Origin of the sequence: Cypionkella sp., assembly GCF_036782355.1 — a bacterium.
Lineage (GTDB): Bacteria > Pseudomonadota > Alphaproteobacteria > Rhodobacterales > Rhodobacteraceae > Cypionkella.
The window spans coordinates 1-23,459 of the sequence record NZ_DAIPZF010000045.1; the positions used below are offsets into that span (position 1 = coordinate 1).

Sequence of the window (23,459 nt, forward strand, 5' to 3'; positions counted from 1 at the left end):
GGCACAACCCTCGGCTTGCCTGCCTCGTCAATGGCCACAAAGGTGAACACGGCCTCGGTGACCTTTTCGCGTTGGTCTTGGCGGTTGCGCAGCACCCAGGCCTCGATCTCCATTGCCATCGAGGTGCGGCCGATGCGGGCGATGTGGACATAGATGCACAGCACATCGCCCACTTTGACCGGGCGGATGAACTTCATCGCGTCAATCGCTACGGTGGCGACACGGCCTTGCGCGCGGGCACTGGCGACGATGCCGGCGGCCATGTCCATTTGTGACAGCACCCAGCCGCCAAAGATATCGCCATTGGTGTTGACATCGCGCGGCATCGCCAGCGTGCGCAGCGTCAGTTCGCCCTTTGGCGCGATGTTCTGTGACGCGCTTTGCATCTACCCCAGCATCCCGCCATCGGAATCATCGCCGGTCTGCTCGATCAGCCGATCAATATCGGCGACCTTGACATGGCGCTTGCCTTCCAGCTCGATCACGCCTTCGCGTTTCAGCGCCGAGATCTGGCGGCTGACGGTTTCCAAGGTCAGGCCCAGATAATCGGCCATCTCTTCGCGGGTCAGCGGCAGATCAAAGCTGCAAGCCCCCGTACCCGCCTTCAGGCTGGCGTCGCGGCGCGCAAGGATTGCAAGCAGGCTCGAGATCTTTTCGCGCGCGGTTTTGCGGCCCAACAGCAGCATCCATTCGCGCGCCGCGTCCAATTCGTCCAGTGTCATTTCCAGCAAGCGCTGCCCGATATGCGGGGTCGAGATCATCATTTCCTCGAACGGCTTTTTACGAAAACAGCACATCACCAGATCGGTGGTGGCGGTGACATCATAGGCCGCATGGCCGCGCCCCGGACGCCCGACAAAATCCGATGGCAGCAACAGGCCAACCATCTGCCGGCGGCCGTCTTCCATGGTCTGGGTCAGCGTCGCGATTCCAGAGACAACCGAGGCCACAAAATCCATCCGGTCCCCCGACCAGATCACCGTCTGCCCGGCCTGAAAGCTGCGGTAATATTTGATCGCGTCCAAATGCGCCAATTCATCCGCTTCGCAGCGCGCACAGACGGCGCGGTGGCGGATCGGGCAATCGCCGCAACTTGGGTGGCCCAGTTTCAGGTCGTGCTGTGACATCTGTCCACCTTCGGTTTGATCTGAGTCAAGGCGCGCGCATAGCCTTTGCCTAGGGTAGACCTATGACAGTCCATTCGCAACTCACACGCATGGGTCTTTTTGACGCCCGCGTTCCCCGCTATACGTCTTATCCTACATCGCCGCAGTTTGCGGGTGGGGTCGGGCCCGATGACTTTGCAAATTGGATCGCGGCGGTGCCGGCGGGATCCGAGATTTCGCTTTATGTGCATGTGCCGTTTTGCCGAAGGTTGTGTTGGTTTTGCGCCTGTCGCACCCAAGGCACGGTTTCAGATGCGCCAGTGGTGGCCTATGCTTTGATGCTGCATCAGGAAATTGCTCTGCTGAAGCAGCATTTGCCAAAAGGCGTGCGGCTGTCGCGGCTGCATTGGGGCGGCGGGACGCCAACCATGCTGTCGCCCGCAGCGATGCGCGATTTGGCGGCCGCGATCTTTGCGGTGGCGCCTTTGGCCGAGGGCGGCGAGTTTTCGGTCGAGATTGACCCGATGGAAATTGATGCTGCGCGTCTGGATGCTTTGGTCGCCGCTGGGATGAACCGCGCCTCGATTGGGGTGCAGGATTTTGACCCGCAGATCCAAGCCGCGATTGGCCGCGAGCAACCCTTTGAGACCACGCAAGCCGTGGCGCAGATGATCCGCGCGCGCGGGGTGACCAGCCTGAACGCCGATATTCTTTACGGTCTGCCGCATCAGACGCAGGCGAAAATCGCGGCCTCTGTCGCGCAATTGCTTGAATTGTCGCCAGATCGCGTGGCGCTTTACGGCTATGCCCATGTGCCATGGATGAGCCGGCGGCAGCAGATGATTTCCTCGGACAGCATGCCGACGCCAGAAGAACGGCTGGACCTGTTCGAAGTGGCGCGGGCGCAGTTTTTGGCGGCGGGTTATGACGAGCTGGGCATCGACCATTTCGCCAAACCCACGGACGGCATGGCGAAAGCCGCGCGTGCGGGCAAGCTGCGGCGGAACTTTCAGGGCTATACCGAGGACAGCGCGCCGGTGTTGATCGGGCTTGGGGCCTCGTCAATCTCGCGGTTTCCGCAGGGCTATGCGCAAAACGCCAGCGGCACGGCAGATCACACCCGTGCCATTCGCGCCGGGCAGTTTTCCACCCATCGCGGCCATGCTTTTGCCGGTGATGATCGTTTGCGTGGCAGGATCATCGAGGCCTTGATGTGTGATTTCCACATTTCACGCGCTGAAATTCTGCGCGATTTCGAGGTGACGCCAGAGGCTTTGCAGGCGATGTTTGCCGCCGCCGATCGCGCTTTTCCGCAGATGCTGGACCTCACCGAAGCAGGGCTGTCGATCCCTATCGATTCGCGCCCGCTGACGCGGATGGTGGCGCGCTGCTTTGATGCCTATGCCCAGACCAGCGCCAAGCATTCTTCGGCGGTTTAAATCTTAGAGGCTGAGGGGGGCGCAAAGCTTTCGACAAAGGCGATGGTTTTGGGAAGGCAGTGGCTGTGCAGATCATAGGTCGCAATCGCGGCCGCTCGCGCCGCCTTCCGCAGCGGGACATAGCGCTCTGGATCAGCAAGCGCCTCGGTCAGGGCTTTTGACCAGCCTGCAACATCAAAGAACTCAACCAAAGTGCCGGTCTTGCCGTCTTCGATCGCCTCCATCACCGGCTGTGTGGCCGAGGCAACGATGTGACAGCCCGCCGCCATGGCTTCGATCATCGACCAAGACAGCACGAAGGGATAGGTCAGATAGGCATGCGCGCGGCTGACCTGCATCAGGGCAATGAAGTGCGGATAGGGCACTTTGCCCATGAAATGCACCCGCGACAGATCCAGCTTGTCGCGCACCTCATTCAAAAAGATGTCCTTCCAGCCCGTCGCATCCTTGGGGGCGTTGCCATAAGACACGCCATCGCCGCCCACGATCACCACCTGCGCCTTTGGTCTTGCGCGCAGCACTTCGGGCAGGGCGCGCATAAAGATGTGATAGCCGCGATAGGGCTCTAGGTTACGATTGACGAAGGTTAGTACCTCGTCTTGCGGTGTCAGGCTGCGGCCATCGGGCAAAACAAAGCGCGCCTCGGGATTGGGTGTTATCTGCTCGGTGTCGACCCCGTCATGGATCACGGTAAGCCGCTCGCGCAGAAGCTCTGGATGCGTCGATGCTTGCCATTGCGTTGGCGCAAAGCCTGCATCAGCATGGATCAAGGCTTGGCCCTGATGCGCGGCGCGGCCTTGGGTGATCAGCATCTGATCAAAAGTCGCAGCCGTGAATTCGGGGTCAAAGCCCACATCCGCATCGCGGCCCTTATAGTAAAACTCACTATAGACGATCAGCTTTGCCTCTGGCCAAACCTGCTTGAGAAACAAGGTCTCTCCCCAGCCCGAGTGGCCAAAGATCACATCGGGCACATAACCCTTTTCGCGCATCGAGCGGGCGGCACGGGCCACGGTGACGCCGCGATCGCTGTAGGTGGTATAGCTGCGGCCCAAACGGCAGGCAGCGGGATCAACCTTTTGTTCTTTATGGGTATATTTCAGTGTTTTGATCGTGCTGCCGCGTTGATTTTTCACATCGGTCAGCGCCAAACAGTCATGCCCCCGCGCGACTAAGGCGGGTGCCAGATGCAAAAACTGGCCTGGAAAGTTCTGGTGAACAAATAGGATTTTCATCGGCTTTGTCTGAGTGCGGCGGCCAAAAGGCTGCGGGTATAAGGATTTTGAGGATTGGCAAAGATTGCCTGCGCGGGGCCTGCCTCAACCACATCGCCGTTTTGCATCACCATGACACTATGCGACATCGCGCGCACGACCCGCAGATCATGGCTAATAAAGATATAGGCCAGCCCATATTTGCGCTGCAAGTCGCGTAACAGATCCACAATCTGCACCTGCACCGTCATATCAAGCGCGCTGGTGGGTTCGTCCAGCACCACCAGCTTTGGCCGCAGGATCATCGCACGGGCAATCGCGATGCGCTGCTTTTGCCCGCCCGAGAATTCATGCGGATAACGGGTCATCGTCGCCGGGTCGAGCCCAACTTCGGCCATGATCTCGGCCACCATCTCGCGGCTGTTGCGCCCGTCTTGCAGCCCATGCACGCCCAAACCTTCTGCGATGATCTGTTCGGCCGTCATGCGCGGCGACAGGCTGCCGTGGGGGTCTTGGAACACGATCTGCATGTCGCGCCGATGCGCCCGCATGGCCGAGCTGGGCAGCCCATCCAGTCGCTGACCCAGCAGCGTGATCGGGCCTTGCGAGCCGATCAGCCGCAAAATGGCCAGTGCCAGCGTGGTCTTGCCAGACCCGCTTTCGCCGACAATCCCCAACGTCTCGCCCGCCCTCACCTGCAAGCTTGCGGCGTTCACCGCCTTGATATGGCCAACCGTGCGGCGCAAAAAGCCGCGTTGAATCGGAAACCAGATTTGCAACTTATCGGTGGCCGCCACCACCGGCGCCTCTGGGGCAACGGCTTGTGGTAGGCCCGTTGGCTCGGCGGCCATCAGCGTTTGGGTATAAGGGTGCTGCGGATTGGCGAAAATCTCGGCTGTTGGGCCTTGTTCGACGATCTCGCCATCCTTCATCACACAAACGCGGTCGGCGATGCGGCGCACGATGCCCAGATCATGGGTGATGAACAAAAGGCTCAGCCCCTCGCTGCGCTTTAGGTCGGCCAAAAGGTCAAGAATCTGGGCTTGAATGGTCACATCCAGCGCGGTTGTCGGCTCGTCCGCGATCAAAAGGTCTGGCCCATTTGCCAAGGCCATCGCGATCATCACGCGCTGGCGCTGACCGCCCGACAATTGATGCGGATAGGCGTCAAGTCGGCTTTCGGCCTCGCGGATGCCGACCTTATTCAGCAGATCAATGCTGCGCGCCCGTGCCGCCGCACCGCGCAGGCCTTGGTGCAGACCCAGACTTTCGGCAAGCTGTTTTTCGATTGTGTGCAAGGGGTTAAGGCTGGTCATCGGCTCTTGAAAGATAAAGCTGATGTCATTGCCCCGCAGCGCGCGCAGATCCGCCTCTGCGGCGCCCACCATCTCACGGCCTTGGTAGCGAACCGAACCGGCTAGCTGCGCGCTGTCAGGCAAAAGCCCCACGGTCGACAGGGCGGTGACCGATTTGCCAGAGCCGCTTTCGCCGACAAGCGCCACCGTCTCGCCCTTGTTAACCGCAAAGCTGACCCCGCGCACGGCGGCAATATCGCGCCCGTCTTGGCGAAAGCCCACGCTCAGGTTTTCGACCTGCAACACCACGCTCATGAATAGGTCTTTCTTGGGTCAAAGGCATCGCGCACACCTTCAAAGATAAACACCAAAAGCGACAACATAATGGCAAAGGTGAAAAAGGCGGTAAAGGCCAGCGAGGGCATTTGCAGATTTTGCTGCGCCTGTGCCGAAAGCTGGCCAAGGCTGGGCAAAGACGCGGGCAGCCCGTAGCCCAGATAATCAAGTGACGCCAGCGAGCCGATGGTGCCCGAGACCACGAAAGGCAGCATGGTCAGCGTCGCCACCATGGCGTTTGGCAGCACATGGCGAAAAATGATCACCGCGTCTGAAACGCCCAGTGCCTTGGCGGCGCGGACATATTCGAAATTGCGCGCCCGCAGGAATTCAGCCCGCACCACGCCGACCAATCGCGTCCAGCCAAACAGCACCGAGATCAGGATCAGCACCAGAAAACTGCGCTGCCAGACCGAAAACACGATGATGATGAAGTAAAGTTCAGGAACCCCGCCCCAAATCTCGATGGCGCGCTGAAACAGCAGATCGACCTTGCCGCCAAAATAGCCCTGAATGGCACCCGCCGCGATGCCTACGATCGAGGTCAGCAGCGTCACCACCAGCCCGTAAACCACCGACAACCGAAAGCCATAGATCACCCGCGCCAGCACATCGCGCGAGGTGTCGTCGGTGCCTAGCCAATGCGCAGCCTCGGGGGCTGATGGCGCGGCCTGACCGTTCAAATCATTGATCGTGTTATAAGAATAGGGGATCAGCGGCCAAAGCATAAAGCCCTTTTCAAAGCCTTCGGTCGTGGTGTCAAAGCTGCCTGCCTTGATGTCAGCTGTGATCTTTTCGGCATCGTCAAAGCAGGCCTCCAGCCCGCCCGAACGGATCAGGCATTCCACCTCGGGGGCTTTGTAATTGGCCTCGGTGCGAAAATCGCCGCCGAAATCGGTTTCCGAATAAAACGTCAGGAATGGCATGCGCCACTCGCCGCGGTAATGCACCAACAGCGGCCGATCATTGGCCAAAACCTCGGCAAATAGCGATAGGCCGAACAACACCGAAAAAATCCACAGCGACCAGAACGCCCTGCGGTTGGCGCGAAAGTTGCGCCAGCGGCGTTGGTTTAACGGTGACAAAGCCATCAGCCCCTCCGCTCGAAATCAATGCGGGGATCGACCCAGACATACATCAGATCAGACAAAATCCCCACCACCAGCCCGATCAGGCCAAAGGCAAACAGCGTGCCAAAAATCACCGGATAGTCGCGCGACACCGCAGCGTTAAAGCCCATCAGGCCCAGACCATCCAATGTGAACACCTTTTCAATAATGATCGACGACCCGAAAAACACCGACAAAAACAACCCCGGAAAGCCCGCGATCACGATCAGCATGGCATTGCGAAACACATGCCCATAAAGCACGCGCCGTTCCGACAGACCCTTGGCGCGGGCCGTCATCACATATTGCTTGCGGATTTCATCCAGAAAACTGTTCTTGGTCAGCAGCGTCAGCGTGGCAAAGCTTGAAATCGTGCTGGCCAGAACCGGCAAGGCGATGTGCCAAAGATAATCGCTGATCTTGCCGAAAAAGCTAAGGTTTTCAAAGCCGTTCGAGGTAAGACCCCGCAGCGGGAAGATCTGGTAATAAGACCCACCGGCGAATGTCACCAGCAGAATGACCGCAAACAGCAGCGTCGGAATCGAATAGGCCGCGATGATCACGCCCGAGGTCCAACTGTCAAACCGCGAGCCATCGCGCACCGCTTTGCGAATGCCCAGCGGAATCGAGATCATATAAGCGATCAGCGTCGACCAAAGCCCCAGCGTGATCGAGACCGGCATCTTTTCGATCACCATTTGCACCACGCTTTTCGATTTGAAATAGCTTTCGCCAAAATCAAACCGCAGGAACTTGCCCATCATAATCGTAAAGCGCTCAAAGGCGGGGATCATCTCTTTTTCGCAGTCCTTGGCCTGCTGTGTCAAACTGCCGTCATAGCCTTGCGGGCAGATGAAACGGGCAAAGCCGAATTCGACCTCGAGCTTGGCGCGAAACTCGGGCGGCAGACCGCGCGCGCCGGTATAGGTGCCGTCTTTGCCATTTGCCGCCTTGATGCCGGCATCGTCGCCATTGCCACCGGCCAGTGTGCCCATCGCATCGTTTTGATTGTCGAGCTGCGCCTCGATCTGGTCAAAAGGCCCGCCGGGCACGAATTGGGTTAGCGCAAAGTTCACCACCATAATGCCGAACAGCGTCGGAATCACCAAAAGCAGGCGTCGCAGGATATAGGCCAGCATTATTTCAACGCGCCCGAGGCCTTAAGCTGGGCGGCCTTTTCAGGGTTGAACCACCAGAAATCCAGCTCGCCCAAGGCATAGGGCGGCAGGGTTTGCGGATGTTCAAATTGGTCGTAATAGGCGACGGTGAAGGTATCTTTATACCATTGCGGCACCCAAAAGCGTTCGGCGCGCAGCGCGCGGTCTAGCGCTTTGGTGGCGACCGTAAGCTGGTCTTTCGAGGTGGCGGCCATCGCCACCTCGATCAGCCGATCCACCGCTGGGGATTTCAGCCCCATGACGTTAAAGGCCGACTGATCGGCCGTGGCCGAGCCGTAGTATTGCTTCAGCTCCGACCCCGAGAAATAGCCCGAGCGCGCGTTTCCAGTAATGATGTCAAAGTCATAAACCGGCGGACGGGTGCGCGATTCCATCTGTGCGGGGTCGATATTGACCAGTTCGGCATCGACGCCCAAGGCCTTCAGGTTCTCGACAAAGGGCGCAATCACCCGGTCAAACGAGGGGCTGTCGTTCAGAAATTCGACCCGCAGCTTTTCGCCCTTGGCATTGCTGCGGATGCCATCTGCGCCGACGGTCCAGCCCGCTTCGGTCAGCAAAGCCGAGGCGCGGCGCATGTTGCCGCGATCTAGCTGTTTGTCAGAGGATACCGGCGCCACCACAGCCGGATCGGTCAGGATGCTTTGCGGCAACAGGCCATCGCTGACCAAGGGTTGCAAAATCGCCACCTCTTCAGGGCTTGGCGCGTCGGTCGCGGCCAGCCAAGAATTCTCCCACACCGAATTGATCCGCGCATAAAGCCCGTAAAACAGCGTCTGGTTCGACCATTCAAAGTTGAACATCAGACCAATGGCTTCGCGCACGCGCGGGTCTTGGAATTTCTCGCGCCGCAGGTTGAACAGAAACGCTTGGCCATTGGCCTTGGCGCCCGAGGGCAGCTCGACCTTTTGCACCGCCCCGGTCGCCATGGCGGGGAAATCATAGCCCGTGGCCCAGGTCTTGGAGGAATTCTCGCTGCGGAAGGTATAGGCACCGGCCTTGAACGCCTCGAAAGCTGGAATGGAATCGCCAAAGTATTCGATGCGAATGCTGTCGAAATTCGCCTGACCCTTCATGATCGGCAGGTTTGCGCCCCAATAGTCGGGGTTGCGGGTATAGATCAGCCGCTCGCCGGGTTTGATGGTTTGCGCGACATAGGGGCCGGAGCCCAAAAACGGCGTCAGGTTGCTTTCCTCTAGATCCAGCTTTTGTGCCTGATACTGCGCCTTGGAAAACACCGGCAGACCACCGACATCGGCAGGCAGATCGCGGGTTGGCACGCCGGGTTTAAAGCTGAATTTGATCCGATGCGGATCAAGGATTTCCGCGCCCTCGACCTGTTCGTTGAACACGGCGCGAAAATCCGACAGGCCTTTTGTGCGAAACAGTTCGAAAGAAAACTGCACATCTTCCGCCGTCAGCGGCGTGCCATCCGAGAATTTCGCCTCGGGGCGCAGGTTAAAGATCACCCAAGACCGATCTTGCGGATATTCAATCGTGCTGCACAGCAGACAATAGCTTGCGCCAATTTCATCAGCGGTGCCAACCAGCATGGATTCATAAGACATCGACGACAGCGCCCCCGCGACACCCTTTACCGAATAGGGGTTCATCGAATCAAAGGTGCCGGGCGCCCATTCGCTGATCTCGCCACCTTTGGGGGCATCGGGGTTCACATAGTCTAGATGGGCAAAATCGGCGGCATAATGCAGATCGCCAAAGGTCGAAATGCCAATTGCGGTCAGGGTTGGGTTGTCTTCGGCGCGAGCGGCATAGGCGCATAGCCCAAGGGAAAGCGCCATCATGCTGGCCATCAGCCCAAGCTGCGGTTTGCGCGCGATGCTGCGGCTGCGGGATTGGGTTTGCTGGGTCATGCCTGAACTCCGGAAACGGACGGTTTCACCGTCATACACTTGACCTATATGCTAATTCGGAACGCGGTCTTGCCACAAGGCGCGAATGCGTGATCGGGCAAAAGCGCGGCCAAAATGCAAAAGGCCGCCCCGAAGGACGGCCTTTTTTTGCGACATCGCGCTGCGATTATGGCATCGAAGCCAAATAGGCGATGACATTGGCGCGGTCTTCGACCTTTGGCAGGCCGGCAAATCCCATCTTGGTGCCAGCAACATAGCTCTTTGGATTCAGAAGGAATTCTTCCAGATGCTCTGGGGTCCACGGATCGTTGACCGATGCCATTCCGCTGGAATAGCCAAAACCTGCCACTGAACCGCGTGCCCGACCGACAACGCCGTTCAAATGCGGGCCGGTGCCATCACCGCCGTCGACCTTGTGGCAAGCCTTGCACTTGTTGAAGACTTTCTCGCCTGCGCCAACATCAGCGGAAGCGTAGATCACATCGAACGATGGACCCGCGTCTGCTGCGGGGGCTGCCGCTTCGTCCGCGCCGGTGTCGATGGTATAGGCTTGGGCCACTTCTTCGCCGCCATGGCCTTCGCCCGCGCCGGTGGTGTAAAGGGCCTCGCCAGCCCAAGAGATAAACAGATACACCAAAAGCGAGCCGCAGACTGCGCCGGTTGCCTTGGTCAGGGTCATCGTGTCAAACATATCGGAGCCTTCCTTGCGGGTCGTTTGTGGCGGCGATCGCACGCGTGCCATGGTTTGGGGCTATCTATCCGCTTCCACACCCCTCTTTCAAGGTGTAGTAGCGCGACCAATCGCCCCTAATGCGGGGTTTTTATGACGGAGTTGTCAAAAATGACAAAACGTATCGCATTTCAGGGTGAACTTGGTGCCTATTCGCATCAGGCCTGTGCGCAGGCGCGGCCCGATTTCACGCCGGTCCCCTGCACGACTTTTGAGGAAGTGATTGAAAAGACCCGCACCGGCGAGGTTGATCTGGGCATGTTGGCGGTGGAAAATTCCACCTATGGCCGCGTGGCGGATGTGCATTCGCTGTTGCCAAAATCGGGGCTGCATATCGTGGACGAGGCCTTTGTGCGGGTGCATGTCAACCTGTTGGGGGTCAAGGGCGCGCAGGTGGCGGATGTGACCGAGGCGCATGGCCATGTGGTGATTCTGCCGCAATGCGCCGGGTTCTTGAAGCAGCACGGCATCCTCGGCAAGGTCAGTTCCGACAACGCCCGTGCTGCGCGTGAAGTGGCCGAAGCAGGCGATGTGACCCGCGCGGCCTTGGCCAGCGAACTTGCCGCCGAGATTTATGGCTTGGATGTTCTGGCGCGCCATATCGAAGACCATGCCAACAACACCACGCGGTTTTTGGTGATGGCGCCGCAGGCCGATGCGACGCGGCGCAGCGATGCGATGATGACAACCTTTACCTTTCGGGTGCGCAACATTCCGGCGGCGCTTTACAAAGCGATGGGCGGCTTTGCCACCAACGGCATCAACATGACCAAGCTGGAAAGCTATATGGTCGGCGGCAGCTTTACCGCGACCGAGTTTTACGCCGACATCGAAGGCCATCCCGAAGATGAAAACGTAAAGCGTGCTTTGGAAGAGCTGGCCTATTTTAGCACCCAGGTGAATATTCTGGGCGTCTATCCGTCGGATCGGCGTCGCGGTTAAGCGCCGCTTCGACTGCGGTAACGCAGCTCTATGTCGCCGGCCAGCATGGCGATGCGCTGATCAAATTTGCGGTCCAGTTTGGCGCGGGCCAGCCGCAGCGATTGTAAGAACAGCCGCGCGGTAAGACTGCGCGGGGTGATATCAACCACGACATGCAGGCGGCTGCGCTTGGGGCTTTGCGCGATCAATTCCATCGAAATCACCCCCTCCAAAGCCTGCGACACTGCCGCAAAGCGCAGGGATTGCGTGGGGTCAAGCTGGGTAAGCTCTAGCTCCATTGCGCGCGCCTTGCCACGATAGGAAAATTTCGCCGCCCAACGCATACCCGCGCCCGGCTGAATTAGGGTGTCTTTGCGCTCGACCTCGATGCCGCGGCGCATGGCCGCGGTTTCCCAAGTTTCAAAATCTGTCAGGATCTGAAAGATCGGCTCCATCGGGGCTTCGACATCTTGTTTACTGGAAAACCGCATCACTCATTCCTTGCCTGCCTTGGGTCCGCTGTTTCGGCCAAGTCCGTTCTTACCAGTGCCAAACGTGGCGTTATTCCAGCTGATCTGCAAGCCATCTGCTGATTAAGAATGACGCGATTGCGCCTTTGCGCGGTGGTTTAATCTTGGGGTGTTGGCCTGCGAGCACAGAAAGCATATCCTCGCGGTTGAGCCAGAAGGCCTCTTCTAACTCTGTGGGATCAACGGTGATTTCGGTCGTGGTCGCTTCGACCACGCAGCCGATCATCAGCGAGGCGGGAAAGGGCCAGGGCTGGCTTGCCAGATAGCGCACCGCGCCGCAGCGAATGCCGCTCTCTTCAAAGACTTCGCGACGCACGGCGGCTTCGATGGTTTCGCCCGGTTCGATAAAACCCGCCAGCAAGGAATACATGCCTTCGGGCCAGATCGCATTGCGTCCTAACAGCAGGCGATTGCCATGGGTGACAAGCATGATCACCACGGGATCAGTGCGCGGGAAATGCGAGGTTTGGCAGCTGGGGCAATTGCGCTGCCAGCCGGCTTGGACCACATCACTGGCCGCGCCGCATTTGGCGCAAAAGCCATGGCTGGCGTGCCAATGCAAAATCGCCTTTGCCGTGGCTGCAAGTTCGGCCTCGCGCGGGGTTAGGGCCGCCATCACGGCGCGCAGGTCTTCAAAGCCATAGCTGTCGGGCAAGGCAGGATGCGTTTGCCGCGTGGTGTCCAAGAACCCCGCCAAGGCTGGATTGTCTTCAGGTGCCCAAGCCGAAATATCTTGGGCAAAGCAGGCGGCCCCATCGTCAAAGCCCAGAAACACCGATGTGCCGGCCAAGTGCAGCGCAGGATGGTCTTTGGTCAGCCAAGCCAAGGCAGAGCTGGCGTTTACCAGCGGCTTACCACGCCAGACCGGCAGCACCTTGCCCAAGGACCTGAGCTTTGCAATCTCATCAGGCCGGGCGCGCAGATGTGCGGCCCGATCCAAGGCCGATCCTCCGAAGGTCACAGTTTCCGCGTTGCGCATCGCATCTCTCCACTTGGTCAGGGCAGTGATGCCACGAATGCGCGACATCGGCAATTCGCCGCAAGCGCGGCAAAGTGGTTAACCGAATGTTAACAACCCTAGGTAGAAATATTTACTATTTAGAGCGAATTTGCCTTCCCATTTTACGATCAAATTTGTAAGTTAGCTAAATGGATAACGATTTCAGGCTCAGCCTGTCGTGTATGGAGGTTTTTTGTCTCAGCAGGCACATCCACACCGGTCAAACGCGCCGGCGGGCCTTGCCGAGGCTGGTTTGGATCTTCGCATCCTTGCCACAACCGATTTGCACGCAAATCTGTTGGCTTGGGATTACCACGGCAATCGCCCTTCGGATCAAGTCGGTTTGGCGCGGGTTGCCACGCTGATCCGCCAAGCGCGGGCCGAGCAGCCGCAGGCCTTGCTGTTTGACAATGGTGACTTTCTGCATGGCAGTGAATTGGGCGATTATCTGGCGGAAACCACGCCGGTGCTGCGCTCGGGCCGGCCGCTTCGCACCCATCCGATGATCGCGGCGATGAATGCGCTGGGCTATGATGCGGCCACCTTGGGCAATCATGAGTTTGGCTTTGGTCTGGGGTTTTTGCGGCGCTCTTTGGCGGCGAGCAATTTTCCGATTGTCAGTTCAAATCTTTTCTTCAAACCCACCCGTGGCAAGCCACTGTCGCAGCCGTTTTTGCTGCTTGATCGCGAGCTGAAGGACCGCGCGGGCCAAAGTCATCGGCTGCGCATTGGAGTGATTGGGTTTTTGCCGCCGCAAACCATGGTCTGGGAGGGGCGCTATCTGAAAAGCCGCGCCTCGGTAGCCGATATTCTGTCTTCGGCGCGCGAGCTCGTGCCGATGCTGCGCGCGCAGGGGGCCGATCTTGTGATTGCACTGTCGCATTCGGGTCTTGATCTCGAGCCGGATGGCCCCGGGGCTTTGGAGAATGTCAGCGCGGCATTGGCGGAACTTGACGGCATAGATGCGGTGATCGCGGGTCATACCCATCTGGTGTTTCCCGCTGCCAACCGCTCTGATATTGCGGGCAAGCCGGTGGTGATGGCGGGATTTCACGGCTCACATCTGGGGGTGATTGACCTTAGGTTGTGCCAAAGCGCCGAGGGTTGGACCGTTGCGGGCTTTCATGCCGAAGCGCGGCCAATTTCGCGCCGCGCGCCACAAAGCGGACGGGTCGAGGCTTTGGTTGCCGACGATCCAGAAATTGCAGGGCTGGTGGGCCATGCGCAAGAGGTTTTGCTGTCGCGCAATGAGGCGGTTCTAAGCCAAACGCCGATCCCGCTAAACAGCTATTTTGCGCTGGTCAGCGATGTGGCCTCGGTGCGTCTGGTGGCGCGAGCGCAGGCCGATCATGTGGCGCAGGCTTTGGTCGGGCGGTCCGAGGCACGGCTGCCGCTGCTGTCTGCGGTGGCGGCTTTTCGGGCTGGCGGGCGTGGTGGCCCCGAGAATTTCACCGCAGTGCCGCCGGGTCCGGTGCGGATGCGCCATGTTGGTGATCTGTATTGCCACCCCAACAGCATCTGTGCGCTGCGGCTGACGGGGCGCGAGGTGGCGCTGTGGCTGGAACGCACTGTCAGTCTGTTTCAGCGCATTCCCCTTGGGGCCAAGGATGCTCTGTTGGTCAATACGCAATTTCCCAGTTTTAATTTTGATATGATTGACGGGCTGACTTATCAGATTGATCTGTCGCAGCCCGCACACTTTGAGGCATGTGGAGCTGTCCGAAACCCAGAGGCCAAGCGCATCTGCGATCTGCGCTATCGTGGCGAGCCTTTGCAGCCGGATCAGGTTTTTGTGCTGGCAACCAACAGCTATCGCGCGGCGGGGGGCATCGGATTTGCCGGGGCTGTTCCCGGCAATGTGATCTATGATGGCGCTGTCAGCAATCGCAAGGTTCTGGCAGATTTTCTAAGCCAAGGCGGCGCACCGCTGGTGCAAGACGCGATCCCGCGCTGGCGCTTTAAGCCGATGGCCGCGACCTCTGTTCTGTTTGAAAGCGCGCCAGAGGCCGCAGAGCATCTTGCCGAGGTCGCGCATTTGCAGATCGAACCGCTCGACATCACCGAGACCGGCTTTCGCCGCTTTCGGCTCTGGCTGGGATAGTCTATCACCAAGGCGCAGGCAGGCGCTGCGGTGACCAAGGGGCTATGATGTTCGACGCAATCTTTTTTGATCTGGATGGAACCTTGATTGACACCGAAAGCCTTGCTGTCAAAGCTGGGCTACAGGCCTTTTCCGAGGTGGGCTTTCCGGTTGAACTTTCGTTTCTGCACCAGCTTGTTGGCCGCGATGAACCCTCGGGCGCTGCGATTATTGCGGCGGCCTATCCCGATTTGGACCGCGTGCTGTTGCAACAGCGATGGGGCGATGGGTTTCGCGCCGGGATGGCGGATGGCTTGCAGATGAAGGCCGGCGCGCGTGATCTTTTGGCGCGGCTGTCGCATCCTGTGGCGGTTGTCACCTCGTCTGGGCGGGCCTCGGCGCATCATAAATTGGGTTTGGTCGGGCTGTCGGATCACTTTGTCGAGGTGGTCACGCTGGACGATGTCACCGCCGCCAAACCCGCGCCCGACCCTTATCTGCTGGCCGCAGCACGCTTGGGCGTATCGCCAGCGCGCTGCTTGGTGTTTGAAGACAGCGAGGCGGGGGCAGAGGCGGCACATCGTGCCGGCTGCCGTGTGGTGCAGGTGCCTGATATGGTGCCCTCGCAAGGGCGCTGGGCGCATCATCTGGCCGCCAGTCTGCTGGACGGCGCGCGCGCCGCTGGATTAAAGGTGTAAGATGACAAAGATCCCCGAAATGCGCGCAATTCTGCAACGCCTGCTGGGTTTTGACACCACCAGTTCAAACCCGAACATGGATCTGATGCTTTATGTTCAGGATCTGTTGGCCCAGCACGGCATTGCGGCGGTGCTGATCCCCGATGCAACCGGCGGCAAGGCCAATCTTTACGCAAGCGTCGGCCCCGAAGGCCAAGGCGGGGTGATGCTTTCGGGCCATACCGATGTGGTGCCGGTGCTGGGACAAAACTGGACCGTGCCGCCCTTTGCGATGACCGAGCGGGACGGCCGCATTTATGGTCGCGGTGCGACCGATATGAAGGGCTTTGTCGCCTGTGCGATCGCGGCGCTGTTGCGCGCCGCAGATCAGCCCTTGCAGGTGCCGCTGCATCTGGCGCTGTCTTATGACGAAGAGGTCGGCTGCATGGGTGTGCGGTCTTTGGTCGAGATGCTAGAGACAGCCCCGCTGCGCCCGCGCATGTGTATCGTCGGCGAGCCGACGGCGATGCAGGTTGCCACGGGGCATAAGGGCAAGATCGCCCTGCGCGCCACCTGCATTGGCCGCGAGGGCCATTCCGCGCTGGCGCCGCTGGCGCTGAACGCGCTGCATCTGGCGGCGGATTTTGTCACCGCAGTGCGCGGTCTTCAGGCGCGGGTGGCGGCCACGGGCCTAAGCGATGGCGATTACGACGTGCCCTATACCACGCTGCATATCGGTAAGCTGAACGGTGGCGTGCAGGTCAATATCGTGCCGAATACGGCGGTGATTGATTTCGAAATTCGCAGCCTTGCGGGCGAAGACACCGATGCGCTGATCGCTGATCTGCGCGCGGCGGCCGAGGCGATTACAGCCCCTCTGCGCGCCGCGTTCCCCGAGGCCGAGATCAGGATCGAGCGGCTTTGGGACTATCCCGGCCTTGGCACGCCGTCGGACGCGGGCGTGGTGAATTTCGTCAAGGCTTTGACCGGGGCCAATGGCACGATCAAAGTCGCCTTTGGCACCGAGGGCGGCTTGTTTGATGCCCGCCTTGGCATTCCGACGGTGATCTGTGGTCCGGGGTCGATGGCGCAGGGCCATAAGCCCGACGAATATGTTAGCCTTGAACAGCTTGAACGCTGCGAGGCGATGCTGTCGGCCTTGGTGGCGCGCTGCGCGGCGGGGTTCTAGGGCCTGTCTTCGGCGCGGCCAAACAGGCCCGCCAGCGCGCGGGTGGTGGTGGCGCTTGTGTTGGGGCGGGGCAGGGCCTCATAGGGCATCGGGCGCGACAGTTCCATCGCGGCCAAACCGACACGGGCGGTCAGCGCGCCATTCACCACGCCTTCGCCAAAGCGGCGCGACAGTTTTGACAAAATCCCGCCCGAGGTGACAGAGCCGATCAGATCATCTGCAAGCCCAATCGCCCCCGCCCCCAGTAGCGCCGAAAACACCCGCCGCATCAGCCGCCAACTGCCCAAAGACCCCGAGCGCCCGCCATAGATCTGCGCCAAACGCCGGATCAGCCGCAGGTTGGAATAAAGCGCCGTGGCCACATCGGCCAAGGCCAAGGGCACAAAGGCTGTGACGGTGGCGACCTGCCGCGCTGCGGCCTCGACCTCGGCCAGGGCGGCGCGGTCCAGCGGCCCCATCAGCTCGGTTTCGGCCAGCGACAGCAGGGCGTCGGCGTCAAAGACCTCGTCCTGCCGCTCGCGCAGCCGCGCCATCCCCCAGCTGAGATCGGGGCGATTGCCATAAAGCCGCTGGATATTTGCGACAGCCGCGCGCGCGGCCTTCAGATCAGCCTCGGCGCGCGCCTTGGCCGTTTGCGCGCGCAAGCTGTCCAGCCGCGCCATGCGCATAAAGGCCGAAGCCTCGCGCAGCGCCAGCACCACAACCACCAAAAGCGCCGCGATCAGCAGGCCAAAGGCGATCCAGCCCAAGATCGAATTGCTGGCAAACAGGCCGGTGACAAAATTCCACGCGGCCACCGAAAGCACAAAGGTAAACAGGCTGGAAAACACCCAGACCGCAAAGCGGCCAAAGCCCGAGGCGGGCTTTGCCACCACGCGCAGGGTGGCAAGCGTGGCCGCTGATGCGGCATCGGGCACAGGGGCAGCACTTGCAGGATCAGCCGCTTCGGCCTCGGAATATTGCACCAAGGCGGGGCCGCGCAGGCGGGGGGGCTCGTCCAGATGCAGGGTCATAGCCGATCTCCGATCAGAAATTCTGCGGCGCGGTCCAGCCGGATATGCGGTGGGCCCTCGCCCGCCTTAAGCGTGCTGCGCGCGGGCGCAAAGCCCATCAGGGCAAAATCGGCGTCAAGCCAAGCCGTGGCGCCTTCGCGCGCAGGCGACAACAGCCGCGCCGGATCGCGTGGCAATTCACCCGCATACATCGCCGCTTGCTTGCCGGTGGCCAGCAGACGCCCGCGCACCGCGTCAAGCTGGCTGCCGTCGCGGGTCAGGCTTTCTTCGACCGTGGTGCGCAGGCTGGCCAGCGACAGCGCCATCGTCTCGGCCCCTGCGAAATCGGCGCGGCTTTGAGCCTCGCGCAGCATCGCCTGCATGATCGCGGTTAGGGCGGGGTGTTGGCTGTGGTGCAAATGATCGGCCTTGGTCGCGGCAAACAGGATCTTTCCAACCCGCTTGCCGCCCAAAATCCCCGACAGCCAGCGATTGCGTCCGGGCCGAAAGGCCGACAGCACCTCGGCCATGGTGCGACGCAGATCTTCCAGAGCGCGCGGGCCTTGATGGATGGCCCCCAAGACATCGACCAGCACAATCTGGCGATCAATCCGCGCAAAATGGTCGCGGAAAAATGGTTTGACCACTTTGGATTTATAGGCGTCATAGCGCCGCTCCATCTCGCGCCAAAGACTGCCGCGCGGGGTCTGGGCGGGCTTGGGCAGCGGCGCAAAGGTCAGCACCGGGCTGCCCGCCAAATCACCGGGCAGCAAGAACCGCCCCGGCGTGCAATCGGACCAGCCGTTTGCCCGCGCGCTGTGCAGATAGGCGGTAAAGCTGGCGGCAAGCGCCAAAGCCCGCGGCTCGTCCAGCGCCAGCGCACCGTCTTCGGCGCGGGCTGTGGCAAGAAAATCCAAAGCCTCGGCACGTTTGGCGATACGGTCCAGCGTGGCTTCGGACCATTCGGCGTAGGATTTGTCCAACAGCGCAAGATCCAGCAGCCATTCGCCGGGATAATCAACAATATCAACATGCAGCACCCGAGGCCCGGTCAGCGCGCCAACAAAGCCCGCAGGCTGCACCCGAAACGACAGCCGCAGTTCCGACACCGCACGGGTCGAGGCGGGCCAGCGCGGATCGTCGCCGGTCAGGGCGGCCAGATGATCCTCATAGGCAAAGCGCGGCAGGGTGTCATCGGGCTGCGGTTGCAGATAGACCGTGTCGATGCGCTGCTCTGCCTCGGCGCGCAGCTGCGGCATCCGGCCTCTATCCAGCAGATTGGCAACCAACCCCGTGATAAACACGGTTTTGCCCGCCCGGCTGAGGCCCGTCACCCCAAGCCGCAGCACAGGATCAAAGAATATCCCCGAAACCGCAGCACCTGCGCCGTTGATCTGCCGAGAAATTCCGTTGGTTACAGTCGAAAACACCGCAGGCCCCTTTATGTTGCCCTCAACATAGGAAGTGCGGGCGGCAATGGGTAGGGGGCTTGCAACTCTGGACAGGCAGCCGCGCATTGGGTAATCGCAGCATATGCCTAGATTTGCGCTTCTTATTGAATATGACGGGGGACCGTTTCACGGCTGGCAGCGCCAGCCGGGCGATCAGCCATCGGTGCAGCGCGCCATCGAAGACGCGCTGGGCAAGCTGCAACCCGGCCCCCATACCATTGCCGCCGCCGGTCGCACCGACAGCGGCGTGCATGCCACCGGCCAAGTGGCGCATTGCGATCTGATCAAAGATTGGGATCCGCTAAAGCTTGCAGGTGCGCTGAACGCGCATCTGCGCAAATGGCCGGTCTCGGTGCTGGCAGTGGTTGCGGTGCCCGAGGATTTTCATGCAAGGTTTTCCGCGATCGAGCGGCGCTATCTGTTCCGCGTCGTCGCAAGGCGTGCGCCTGTGACCTATGATGCGGGGCGGGTTTGGCAGGTTTTGCGCCCGCTGGATCTTGAGGCGATGCGGGCAGGGGCGGCGCATCTGATCGGTAAGCATGACTTTACCACCTTTCGCGCCGTGCATTGCCAAGCCAAAAGCCCGGTCAAAACGCTGGATGAAATCGTGATCACCCAGCACGCCTATCCTTCGGGGATGGAATATCGCTTTGCCCTGCGCGCGCGCAGCTTTTTGCACAATCAGGTGCGCAGCATCATCGGCACGCTTGACCGCGTCGGTTCCGGGGCATGGCAGCCTGATCAGGTGAAAGCGGCGCTAGAGGCGCAAGACCGCGCCGCCTGCGGCCCGGTTTCGCCCCCCGATGGGCTTTATATGACCGGCGTCGGCTATCCGGTTGACCCTTTCGCCGCCGCCTGACCGCGCGGTTTTAGTGGGTCCAGACGCCGCGGCGGTTGGTGGCAAAGTTTTCACCATAGCCGCCAGCGCGGATCACAGGCTTGCGCTTGTTCGGCTCGACCACATCAAAAGCGATTGCGTTTTCAGTGGCATAGGCTTCGGCGGCCTCGCGGCTGTCAAAGCGCAGTTTGACCTGCGCTTGGGTGTCAGAACTGCTGGTCCAGCCCATCAGCGGATCAACCGCGCGGGCAGAGGCCGGGGCAAATTCAAGCACCCAGGTGGTGGTTTTGGCGGTGCCCGATTGCATCGCGGTTTTGGCAGGCTGATAGATACGCGCGCGCATGCTGAAACTCCCAAAGCGTTGCAGGGGTTATTCCGAAAAAGCGATGAAAGTGCAAGCCTGCAATGGCAATCAAGGTAAAGCAGGATGCTACCGGTTGATCCCGAGGGTGGGGGTGGGGTGTGTGCAGGGATCAACCGGCAGCGGTAGATGCTGCTTGCCCGATCAGACTGCCGCCACTCTGCCTCAAAAACAACTCTAAATTGCGTTTTTGAAATGGAGTTTCCGTAAAATTGATCATGATTTCTTTACTTTTTCTTAAGATGGATGAAGAAGCCACTCGCCGCCCTTCCCCGTGAACAAAAACAGAATAGATTAGAGGCTGGAGAGAATCACCATGCCCCATAACAACAGCAATGCCCTGACCACGCGCCCCGAAGTGCTGACCCGCCCGAAACTGGAGGGTGGCAAACGCTTTGTGCTGCAAACCGCCTTTACCGCGGCAGGCGATCAACCAACCGCGATTGCCGAACTGTCCAAAGGCGTTCTGGCAGGCGAGCATGATCAGGTTTTGCTGGGGGCCACGGGCACTGGCAAAACTTTTACGATGGCAAAAATCATCGAGCAAACCCAACGCCCTGCGATCATTCTGGCGCCGAACAAAACCCTTGCGGCGCAGCTTTATGGCGAGTTCAAGAATTTCTTTCCCGACAATGCTGTCGAATATTTCGTATCTTACTATGATTACTATCAGCCCGAAGCCTATGTCGCGCGCACCGATACCTTTATCGAAAAGGAATCGCAGATCAACGAGCAGATCGACCGCATGCGCCACTCGGCCACGCGGGCGCTTCTGGAACGCGATGATGTGATTATCGTCGCCTCGGTGTCTTGCATCTACGGCATCGGCTCGGTCGAAACCTATTCGGCGATGACCCAAGATCTGACGGTCGGGGAAAGCTATGATCAGCGGCAGGTTTTGGGCGAATTGGTCGCGCAGGCCTTCAAACGCAACGATCAGGCGTTTCAGCGCGGCACCTTCCGCGTGCGTGGTGACAGTGTCGAGGTCTGGCCCGCCCACCTTGAAGACCGGGCTTGGCGGTTTTCGTTTTTTGGTGAAGAGCTGGAAGCGATCATCGAATTTGATCCGCTGACGGGGGCGAAAACCGACAGTTTCAAGCAGATCCGCATCTATGCCAATTCGCACTATGTCACCCCACGCCCTACCATGCAGCAGGCGGTGATCGGCATTAAGAAAGAACTGCGCCAGACGCTGGATCTTATGGTCTCGCAGGGCAAGCTGCTCGAGGCGCAGCGGCTGGAACAGCGCTGCGCCTTTGACATCGAGATGCTCGAGGCAACCGGCGTTTGCAGCGGCATCGAGAACTATTCGCGCTACCTGACCGGGCGCGCACCGGGCGAGCCGCCGCCGACGCTGTTTGAATTCATCCCCGACAATGCCATTGTTTTTGCAGACGAATCCCATGTCTCGGTGCCGCAAATCGGTGGCATGTATAAGGGCGACTTTCGGCGCAAGATGACGCTTGCCGAACATGGCTTCCGGCTGCCCTCTTGCATGGACAACCGACCGCTGAAGTTCGAGGAATGGGACGCGATGCGGCCGCAGTCGATTTTCGTCTCGGCCACCCCTGCGGCTTGGGAGCTGGAACAAACCGGCGGCGTCTTTGTGGAACAGGTGATCCGCCCGACAGGATTGGTCGATCCGCAGATCGAAATCCGCCCCGTCGAGATGCAGGTCGATGATCTTTTGGACGAAATCCGCAAGGTTGCCGCCAAGGGGCTGCGGGTCTTGGTCACCACCCTGACCAAGCGGATGGCCGAAGATTTGACCGAGTATTTCCACGAACAGGGCATCCGCATCCGCTATATGCATTCGGACATCGACACCATCGAACGCATTGAAATCCTGCGCGATTTGCGGCTGGGCACCTTTGATGTACTGGTCGGCATCAACCTGCTGCGCGAAGGTTTGGACATTCCTGAATGCGGGCTTGTGGCGATTTTGGATGCCGATAAAGAGGGCTTTTTGCGGTCTGAAACTTCGCTGATCCAGACCATCGGGCGGGCGGCGCGCAATTCAGAAGGCCGGGTAATCATGTATGCCGATCGCATCACCGGCAGCATGGAGCGGGCGATGGGTGAAACCAACCGCCGCCGCGAAAAGCAGGTCGCCTATAACACGCTGCATGGCATCACTCCGACAACGATCAAGAAAAACGTCGAAGACATCCTGCTTGGCATCTATCAAGGCGATACCGATCAGGCGCGGATCACCGCCAAGGTGGACAGGCCGATGGTGGGCTCGAACCTTGCGGCGCATTTGGATGCGATCCGGCTTGCGATGCGCAAGGCGGCCGAAAATCTAGAGTTTGAAGAGGCCGCGCGCTTGCGTGACGAGGTGAAACGGCTAGAAGCGGTCGAGCTGGCGGTGGCCGATGATCCGCTGGCGCGGCAATCGGTGATCGAAGACGCGGTGGAAGAGGCCGTGAAAGGCGCGGGCCGCTCGACGGGGGGGCGCGCGGGGATGCGTGGCGGCAAAAGGGGGCGGCGATGAAAAAGATTCTGGACGCGAATGATCCGTTTTTCAAACCGGTCTGGCGGCGCTGGGCGACTTCGGTGTTTCCGCTGCTTTGGGGCGGGGTTGAGGTCTATACCGGCAGCATTGGCTGGGCAATTTTGTTTTTGATTGCAGGGGTTTACGCCCTTTATACCCTGATCATTGTTGGGCCTAGCACCGAATAGAGCCGCGCATTTCGCCGGAATCGCCTTGGAGGGTGGATGCGGTTAATTTGCAGCCCGTCACCTGCGGGATCAGCGCGATCATATCGGCGCGAATGCCCTGATGTTCGCCGCGCGTGGCATAGCCGAGCCTGATCACCTCGACCCGTTTTTCTGTATAGAAAACAGTATAGTTACGGCCGTTTTGGGTCACATCGGCGCGTGTGGCATGGAAGAATTCTGGCGCCGGCGAGGCCCCGCAGGCGGCAAGAATCAGGGGCAGGAGGAGGCGTGTTTTCATGCCCTTGAGGCTGGCGCGATAAGGTTAATGGCAGGTTAACAGATGTGCCGAAGGGCTGTCGTTTTTCTGTAGGCTATCCGTCGTTTATCCGTCGGGCGGTTTAAAGGCAGGCGCGCAGGGACGGCGCAGGCCGTTTTTGCGGCCCGACGGGCGCAGCCCCGCCAGACCATGACCCAAGCGCGG

At 60.0% G+C, this 23,459-nt stretch carries 22 protein-coding genes; 8 read left to right on the forward strand and 14 right to left on the reverse strand.

Annotation, left to right across the window (positions count from 1 at the left end):
• On the reverse strand, positions 1-386 hold a 386-nt coding region (locus V7Q10_RS13905), incomplete at its 3' end, for an acyl-CoA thioesterase (RefSeq protein WP_333869728.1).
• The gene (gene fnrL / locus V7Q10_RS13910) at positions 387-1,127 is read right to left on the reverse strand and encodes a transcriptional regulator FnrL (protein ID WP_333869729.1); all 741 of its coding nucleotides are present in this window, start codon (positions 1,125-1,127) and stop codon (positions 387-389) included. It abuts the gene before it with no gap.
• 62 nt (positions 1,128-1,189) lie between these two features.
• Here fnrL and hemN point away from each other — a divergent pair, with 62 nt between their 5' ends.
• Positions 1,190-2,545, forward strand: a complete 1,356-nt coding sequence (hemN, locus tag V7Q10_RS13915) for an oxygen-independent coproporphyrinogen III oxidase (RefSeq protein ID WP_333869730.1) — start codon at positions 1,190-1,192, stop codon at positions 2,543-2,545.
• Here hemN and V7Q10_RS13920 read toward each other — a convergent pair.
• From V7Q10_RS13920 to V7Q10_RS13945, 6 genes are all read right to left on the reverse strand, one after another.
• Positions 2,542-3,780, reverse strand: coding sequence for a glycosyltransferase (locus V7Q10_RS13920; protein ID WP_333869731.1), 1,239 nt, complete (start codon positions 3,778-3,780; stop codon positions 2,542-2,544). The genes hemN and V7Q10_RS13920 overlap by 4 nt on opposite strands.
• Positions 3,777-5,369 (reverse strand): ABC transporter ATP-binding protein, encoded by a 1,593-nt coding sequence (locus tag V7Q10_RS13925; RefSeq protein ID WP_333869732.1) that lies wholly within the window; start codon positions 5,367-5,369, stop codon positions 3,777-3,779. Before V7Q10_RS13925 ends, V7Q10_RS13920 begins: the two co-directional genes overlap by 4 nt.
• Complete coding sequence (locus V7Q10_RS13930) at positions 5,366-6,481, reverse strand: ABC transporter permease (RefSeq protein WP_333869733.1); 1,116 nt, start codon at positions 6,479-6,481, stop codon at positions 5,366-5,368. Before V7Q10_RS13930 ends, V7Q10_RS13925 begins: the two co-directional genes overlap by 4 nt.
• Complete coding sequence (locus V7Q10_RS13935) at positions 6,481-7,638, reverse strand: microcin C ABC transporter permease YejB (protein ID WP_333869734.1); 1,158 nt, start codon at positions 7,636-7,638, stop codon at positions 6,481-6,483. Before V7Q10_RS13935 ends, V7Q10_RS13930 begins: the two co-directional genes overlap by 1 nt.
• On the reverse strand, positions 7,638-9,548 hold the full coding sequence (locus V7Q10_RS13940) for an extracellular solute-binding protein (protein ID WP_442885879.1): 1,911 nt from the start codon (positions 9,546-9,548) through the stop codon (positions 7,638-7,640). The genes V7Q10_RS13935 and V7Q10_RS13940 overlap by 1 nt, the downstream gene beginning before the upstream one ends.
• Before the next feature lie 166 nt (positions 9,549-9,714).
• The gene (locus V7Q10_RS13945) at positions 9,715-10,239 is read right to left on the reverse strand and encodes a c-type cytochrome (protein WP_333869735.1); all 525 of its coding nucleotides are present in this window, start codon (positions 10,237-10,239) and stop codon (positions 9,715-9,717) included.
• A 150-nt stretch (positions 10,240-10,389) separates the two neighbouring features.
• On the opposite strand from V7Q10_RS13945, the gene V7Q10_RS13950 reads away from it, so the two are divergent.
• Entirely contained in the window at positions 10,390-11,220 is an 831-nt protein-coding gene (locus V7Q10_RS13950; protein ID WP_333869736.1) for a prephenate dehydratase, read from the forward strand.
• On the opposite strand, the gene V7Q10_RS13955 is transcribed toward V7Q10_RS13950, so the two are convergent.
• Both V7Q10_RS13955 and nudC read right to left on the reverse strand, forming a co-directional pair.
• Positions 11,217-11,690, reverse strand: a complete 474-nt coding sequence (locus V7Q10_RS13955) for an SRPBCC family protein (RefSeq protein ID WP_333869737.1) — start codon at positions 11,688-11,690, stop codon at positions 11,217-11,219. The two genes, V7Q10_RS13950 and V7Q10_RS13955, sit on opposite strands and share 4 nt — an antisense overlap.
• Before the next feature lie 70 nt (positions 11,691-11,760).
• Positions 11,761-12,708, reverse strand: a complete 948-nt coding sequence (gene nudC, locus V7Q10_RS13960) for an NAD(+) diphosphatase (RefSeq protein ID WP_333869749.1) — start codon at positions 12,706-12,708, stop codon at positions 11,761-11,763.
• Between the two features lie 214 nt (positions 12,709-12,922).
• On the opposite strand from nudC, the gene V7Q10_RS13965 reads away from it, so the two are divergent.
• Genes V7Q10_RS13965 through argE form a run of 3 tightly spaced genes read left to right on the forward strand, consistent with a single transcriptional unit; the run spans position 12,923 to position 16,675 of the window.
• Entirely contained in the window at positions 12,923-14,830 is a 1,908-nt protein-coding gene (locus V7Q10_RS13965) for a bifunctional 2',3'-cyclic-nucleotide 2'-phosphodiesterase/3'-nucleotidase (protein ID WP_333869738.1), read from the forward strand.
• Between the two features lie 47 nt (positions 14,831-14,877).
• Positions 14,878-15,507 (forward strand): HAD family hydrolase, encoded by a 630-nt coding sequence (locus V7Q10_RS13970; RefSeq protein WP_333869739.1) that lies wholly within the window; start codon positions 14,878-14,880, stop codon positions 15,505-15,507.
• A gap of 1 nt (position 15,508) precedes the next feature.
• Positions 15,509-16,675, forward strand: a complete 1,167-nt coding sequence (gene argE / locus V7Q10_RS13975; protein ID WP_333869740.1) for an acetylornithine deacetylase — start codon at positions 15,509-15,511, stop codon at positions 16,673-16,675.
• On the opposite strand, the gene V7Q10_RS13980 is transcribed toward argE, so the two are convergent.
• Complete coding sequence (locus V7Q10_RS13980; protein WP_333869741.1) at positions 16,672-17,688, reverse strand: YcjF family protein; 1,017 nt, start codon at positions 17,686-17,688, stop codon at positions 16,672-16,674. The genes argE and V7Q10_RS13980 overlap by 4 nt on opposite strands.
• A complete protein-coding gene (locus V7Q10_RS13985; RefSeq protein ID WP_333869742.1) occupies positions 17,685-19,097 on the reverse strand; it encodes a YcjX family protein in 1,413 nt (470 codons plus the stop codon). Before V7Q10_RS13985 ends, V7Q10_RS13980 begins: the two co-directional genes overlap by 4 nt.
• Before the next feature lie 103 nt (positions 19,098-19,200).
• Between V7Q10_RS13985 and truA the strand changes: the two genes are divergently transcribed.
• The gene (truA, locus tag V7Q10_RS13990) at positions 19,201-19,977 is read left to right on the forward strand and encodes a tRNA pseudouridine(38-40) synthase TruA (protein WP_333869743.1); all 777 of its coding nucleotides are present in this window, start codon (positions 19,201-19,203) and stop codon (positions 19,975-19,977) included.
• A gap of 10 nt (positions 19,978-19,987) precedes the next feature.
• Here truA and V7Q10_RS13995 read toward each other — a convergent pair whose 3' ends face one another.
• Entirely contained in the window at positions 19,988-20,299 is a 312-nt protein-coding gene (locus V7Q10_RS13995; protein WP_333869744.1) for an ETC complex I subunit, read from the reverse strand.
• Positions 20,300-20,633: 334 nt separating this feature from the next.
• Here V7Q10_RS13995 and uvrB point away from each other — a divergent pair, with 334 nt between their 5' ends.
• Positions 20,634-22,811, forward strand: a complete 2,178-nt coding sequence (uvrB, locus tag V7Q10_RS14000) for an excinuclease ABC subunit UvrB (protein ID WP_333869745.1) — start codon at positions 20,634-20,636, stop codon at positions 22,809-22,811.
• Positions 22,808-22,999, forward strand: a complete 192-nt coding sequence (locus V7Q10_RS14005; protein WP_333869746.1) for a hypothetical protein — start codon at positions 22,808-22,810, stop codon at positions 22,997-22,999. Before uvrB ends, V7Q10_RS14005 begins: the two co-directional genes overlap by 4 nt.
• On the opposite strand, the gene V7Q10_RS14010 is transcribed toward V7Q10_RS14005, so the two are convergent.
• Positions 22,986-23,276, reverse strand: coding sequence for a hypothetical protein (locus tag V7Q10_RS14010; RefSeq protein ID WP_333869747.1), 291 nt, complete (start codon positions 23,274-23,276; stop codon positions 22,986-22,988). The two genes, V7Q10_RS14005 and V7Q10_RS14010, sit on opposite strands and share 14 nt — an antisense overlap.
• Positions 23,277-23,459 lie beyond the last annotated feature (183 nt).

What these genes read in the sequence shown, in the direction of transcription:
- fnrL (WP_333869729.1), bottom strand. Translation starts at nt 1,127, where the DNA reads ATGTCACAGCACGACCTGAAACTGGGCCACCCAAGTTGCGGCGATTGC.
- hemN (WP_333869730.1), top strand. Translation starts at nt 1,190, where the DNA reads ATGACAGTCCATTCGCAACTCACACGCATGGGTCTTTTTGACGCCCGC.
- V7Q10_RS13920 (WP_333869731.1), bottom strand. Translation starts at nt 3,780, where the DNA reads ATGAAAATCCTATTTGTTCACCAGAACTTTCCAGGCCAGTTTTTGCAT.
- V7Q10_RS13925 (WP_333869732.1), bottom strand. Translation starts at nt 5,369, where the DNA reads ATGAGCGTGGTGTTGCAGGTCGAAAACCTGAGCGTGGGCTTTCGCCAA.
- V7Q10_RS13930 (WP_333869733.1), bottom strand. Translation starts at nt 6,481, where the DNA reads ATGGCTTTGTCACCGTTAAACCAACGCCGCTGGCGCAACTTTCGCGCC.
- V7Q10_RS13935 (WP_333869734.1), bottom strand. Translation starts at nt 7,638, where the DNA reads ATGCTGGCCTATATCCTGCGACGCCTGCTTTTGGTGATTCCGACGCTG.
- V7Q10_RS13940 (WP_442885879.1), bottom strand. Translation starts at nt 9,548, where the DNA reads ATGACCCAGCAAACCCAATCCCGCAGCCGCAGCATCGCGCGCAAACCG.
- V7Q10_RS13945 (WP_333869735.1), bottom strand. Translation starts at nt 10,239, where the DNA reads ATGTTTGACACGATGACCCTGACCAAGGCAACCGGCGCAGTCTGCGGC.
- V7Q10_RS13950 (WP_333869736.1), top strand. Translation starts at nt 10,390, where the DNA reads ATGACAAAACGTATCGCATTTCAGGGTGAACTTGGTGCCTATTCGCAT.
- V7Q10_RS13955 (WP_333869737.1), bottom strand. Translation starts at nt 11,690, where the DNA reads ATGCGGTTTTCCAGTAAACAAGATGTCGAAGCCCCGATGGAGCCGATC.
- nudC (WP_333869749.1), bottom strand. Translation starts at nt 12,708, where the DNA reads ATGCGCAACGCGGAAACTGTGACCTTCGGAGGATCGGCCTTGGATCGG.
- V7Q10_RS13970 (WP_333869739.1), top strand. Translation starts at nt 14,878, where the DNA reads ATGTTCGACGCAATCTTTTTTGATCTGGATGGAACCTTGATTGACACC.
- argE (WP_333869740.1), top strand. Translation starts at nt 15,509, where the DNA reads ATGACAAAGATCCCCGAAATGCGCGCAATTCTGCAACGCCTGCTGGGT.
- V7Q10_RS13980 (WP_333869741.1), bottom strand. Translation starts at nt 17,688, where the DNA reads ATGACCCTGCATCTGGACGAGCCCCCCCGCCTGCGCGGCCCCGCCTTG.
- truA (WP_333869743.1), top strand. Translation starts at nt 19,201, where the DNA reads ATGCCTAGATTTGCGCTTCTTATTGAATATGACGGGGGACCGTTTCAC.
- V7Q10_RS13995 (WP_333869744.1), bottom strand. Translation starts at nt 20,299, where the DNA reads ATGCGCGCGCGTATCTATCAGCCTGCCAAAACCGCGATGCAATCGGGC.
- uvrB (WP_333869745.1), top strand. Translation starts at nt 20,634, where the DNA reads ATGCCCCATAACAACAGCAATGCCCTGACCACGCGCCCCGAAGTGCTG.
- V7Q10_RS14005 (WP_333869746.1), top strand. Translation starts at nt 22,808, where the DNA reads ATGAAAAAGATTCTGGACGCGAATGATCCGTTTTTCAAACCGGTCTGG.
- V7Q10_RS14010 (WP_333869747.1), bottom strand. Translation starts at nt 23,276, where the DNA reads ATGAAAACACGCCTCCTCCTGCCCCTGATTCTTGCCGCCTGCGGGGCC.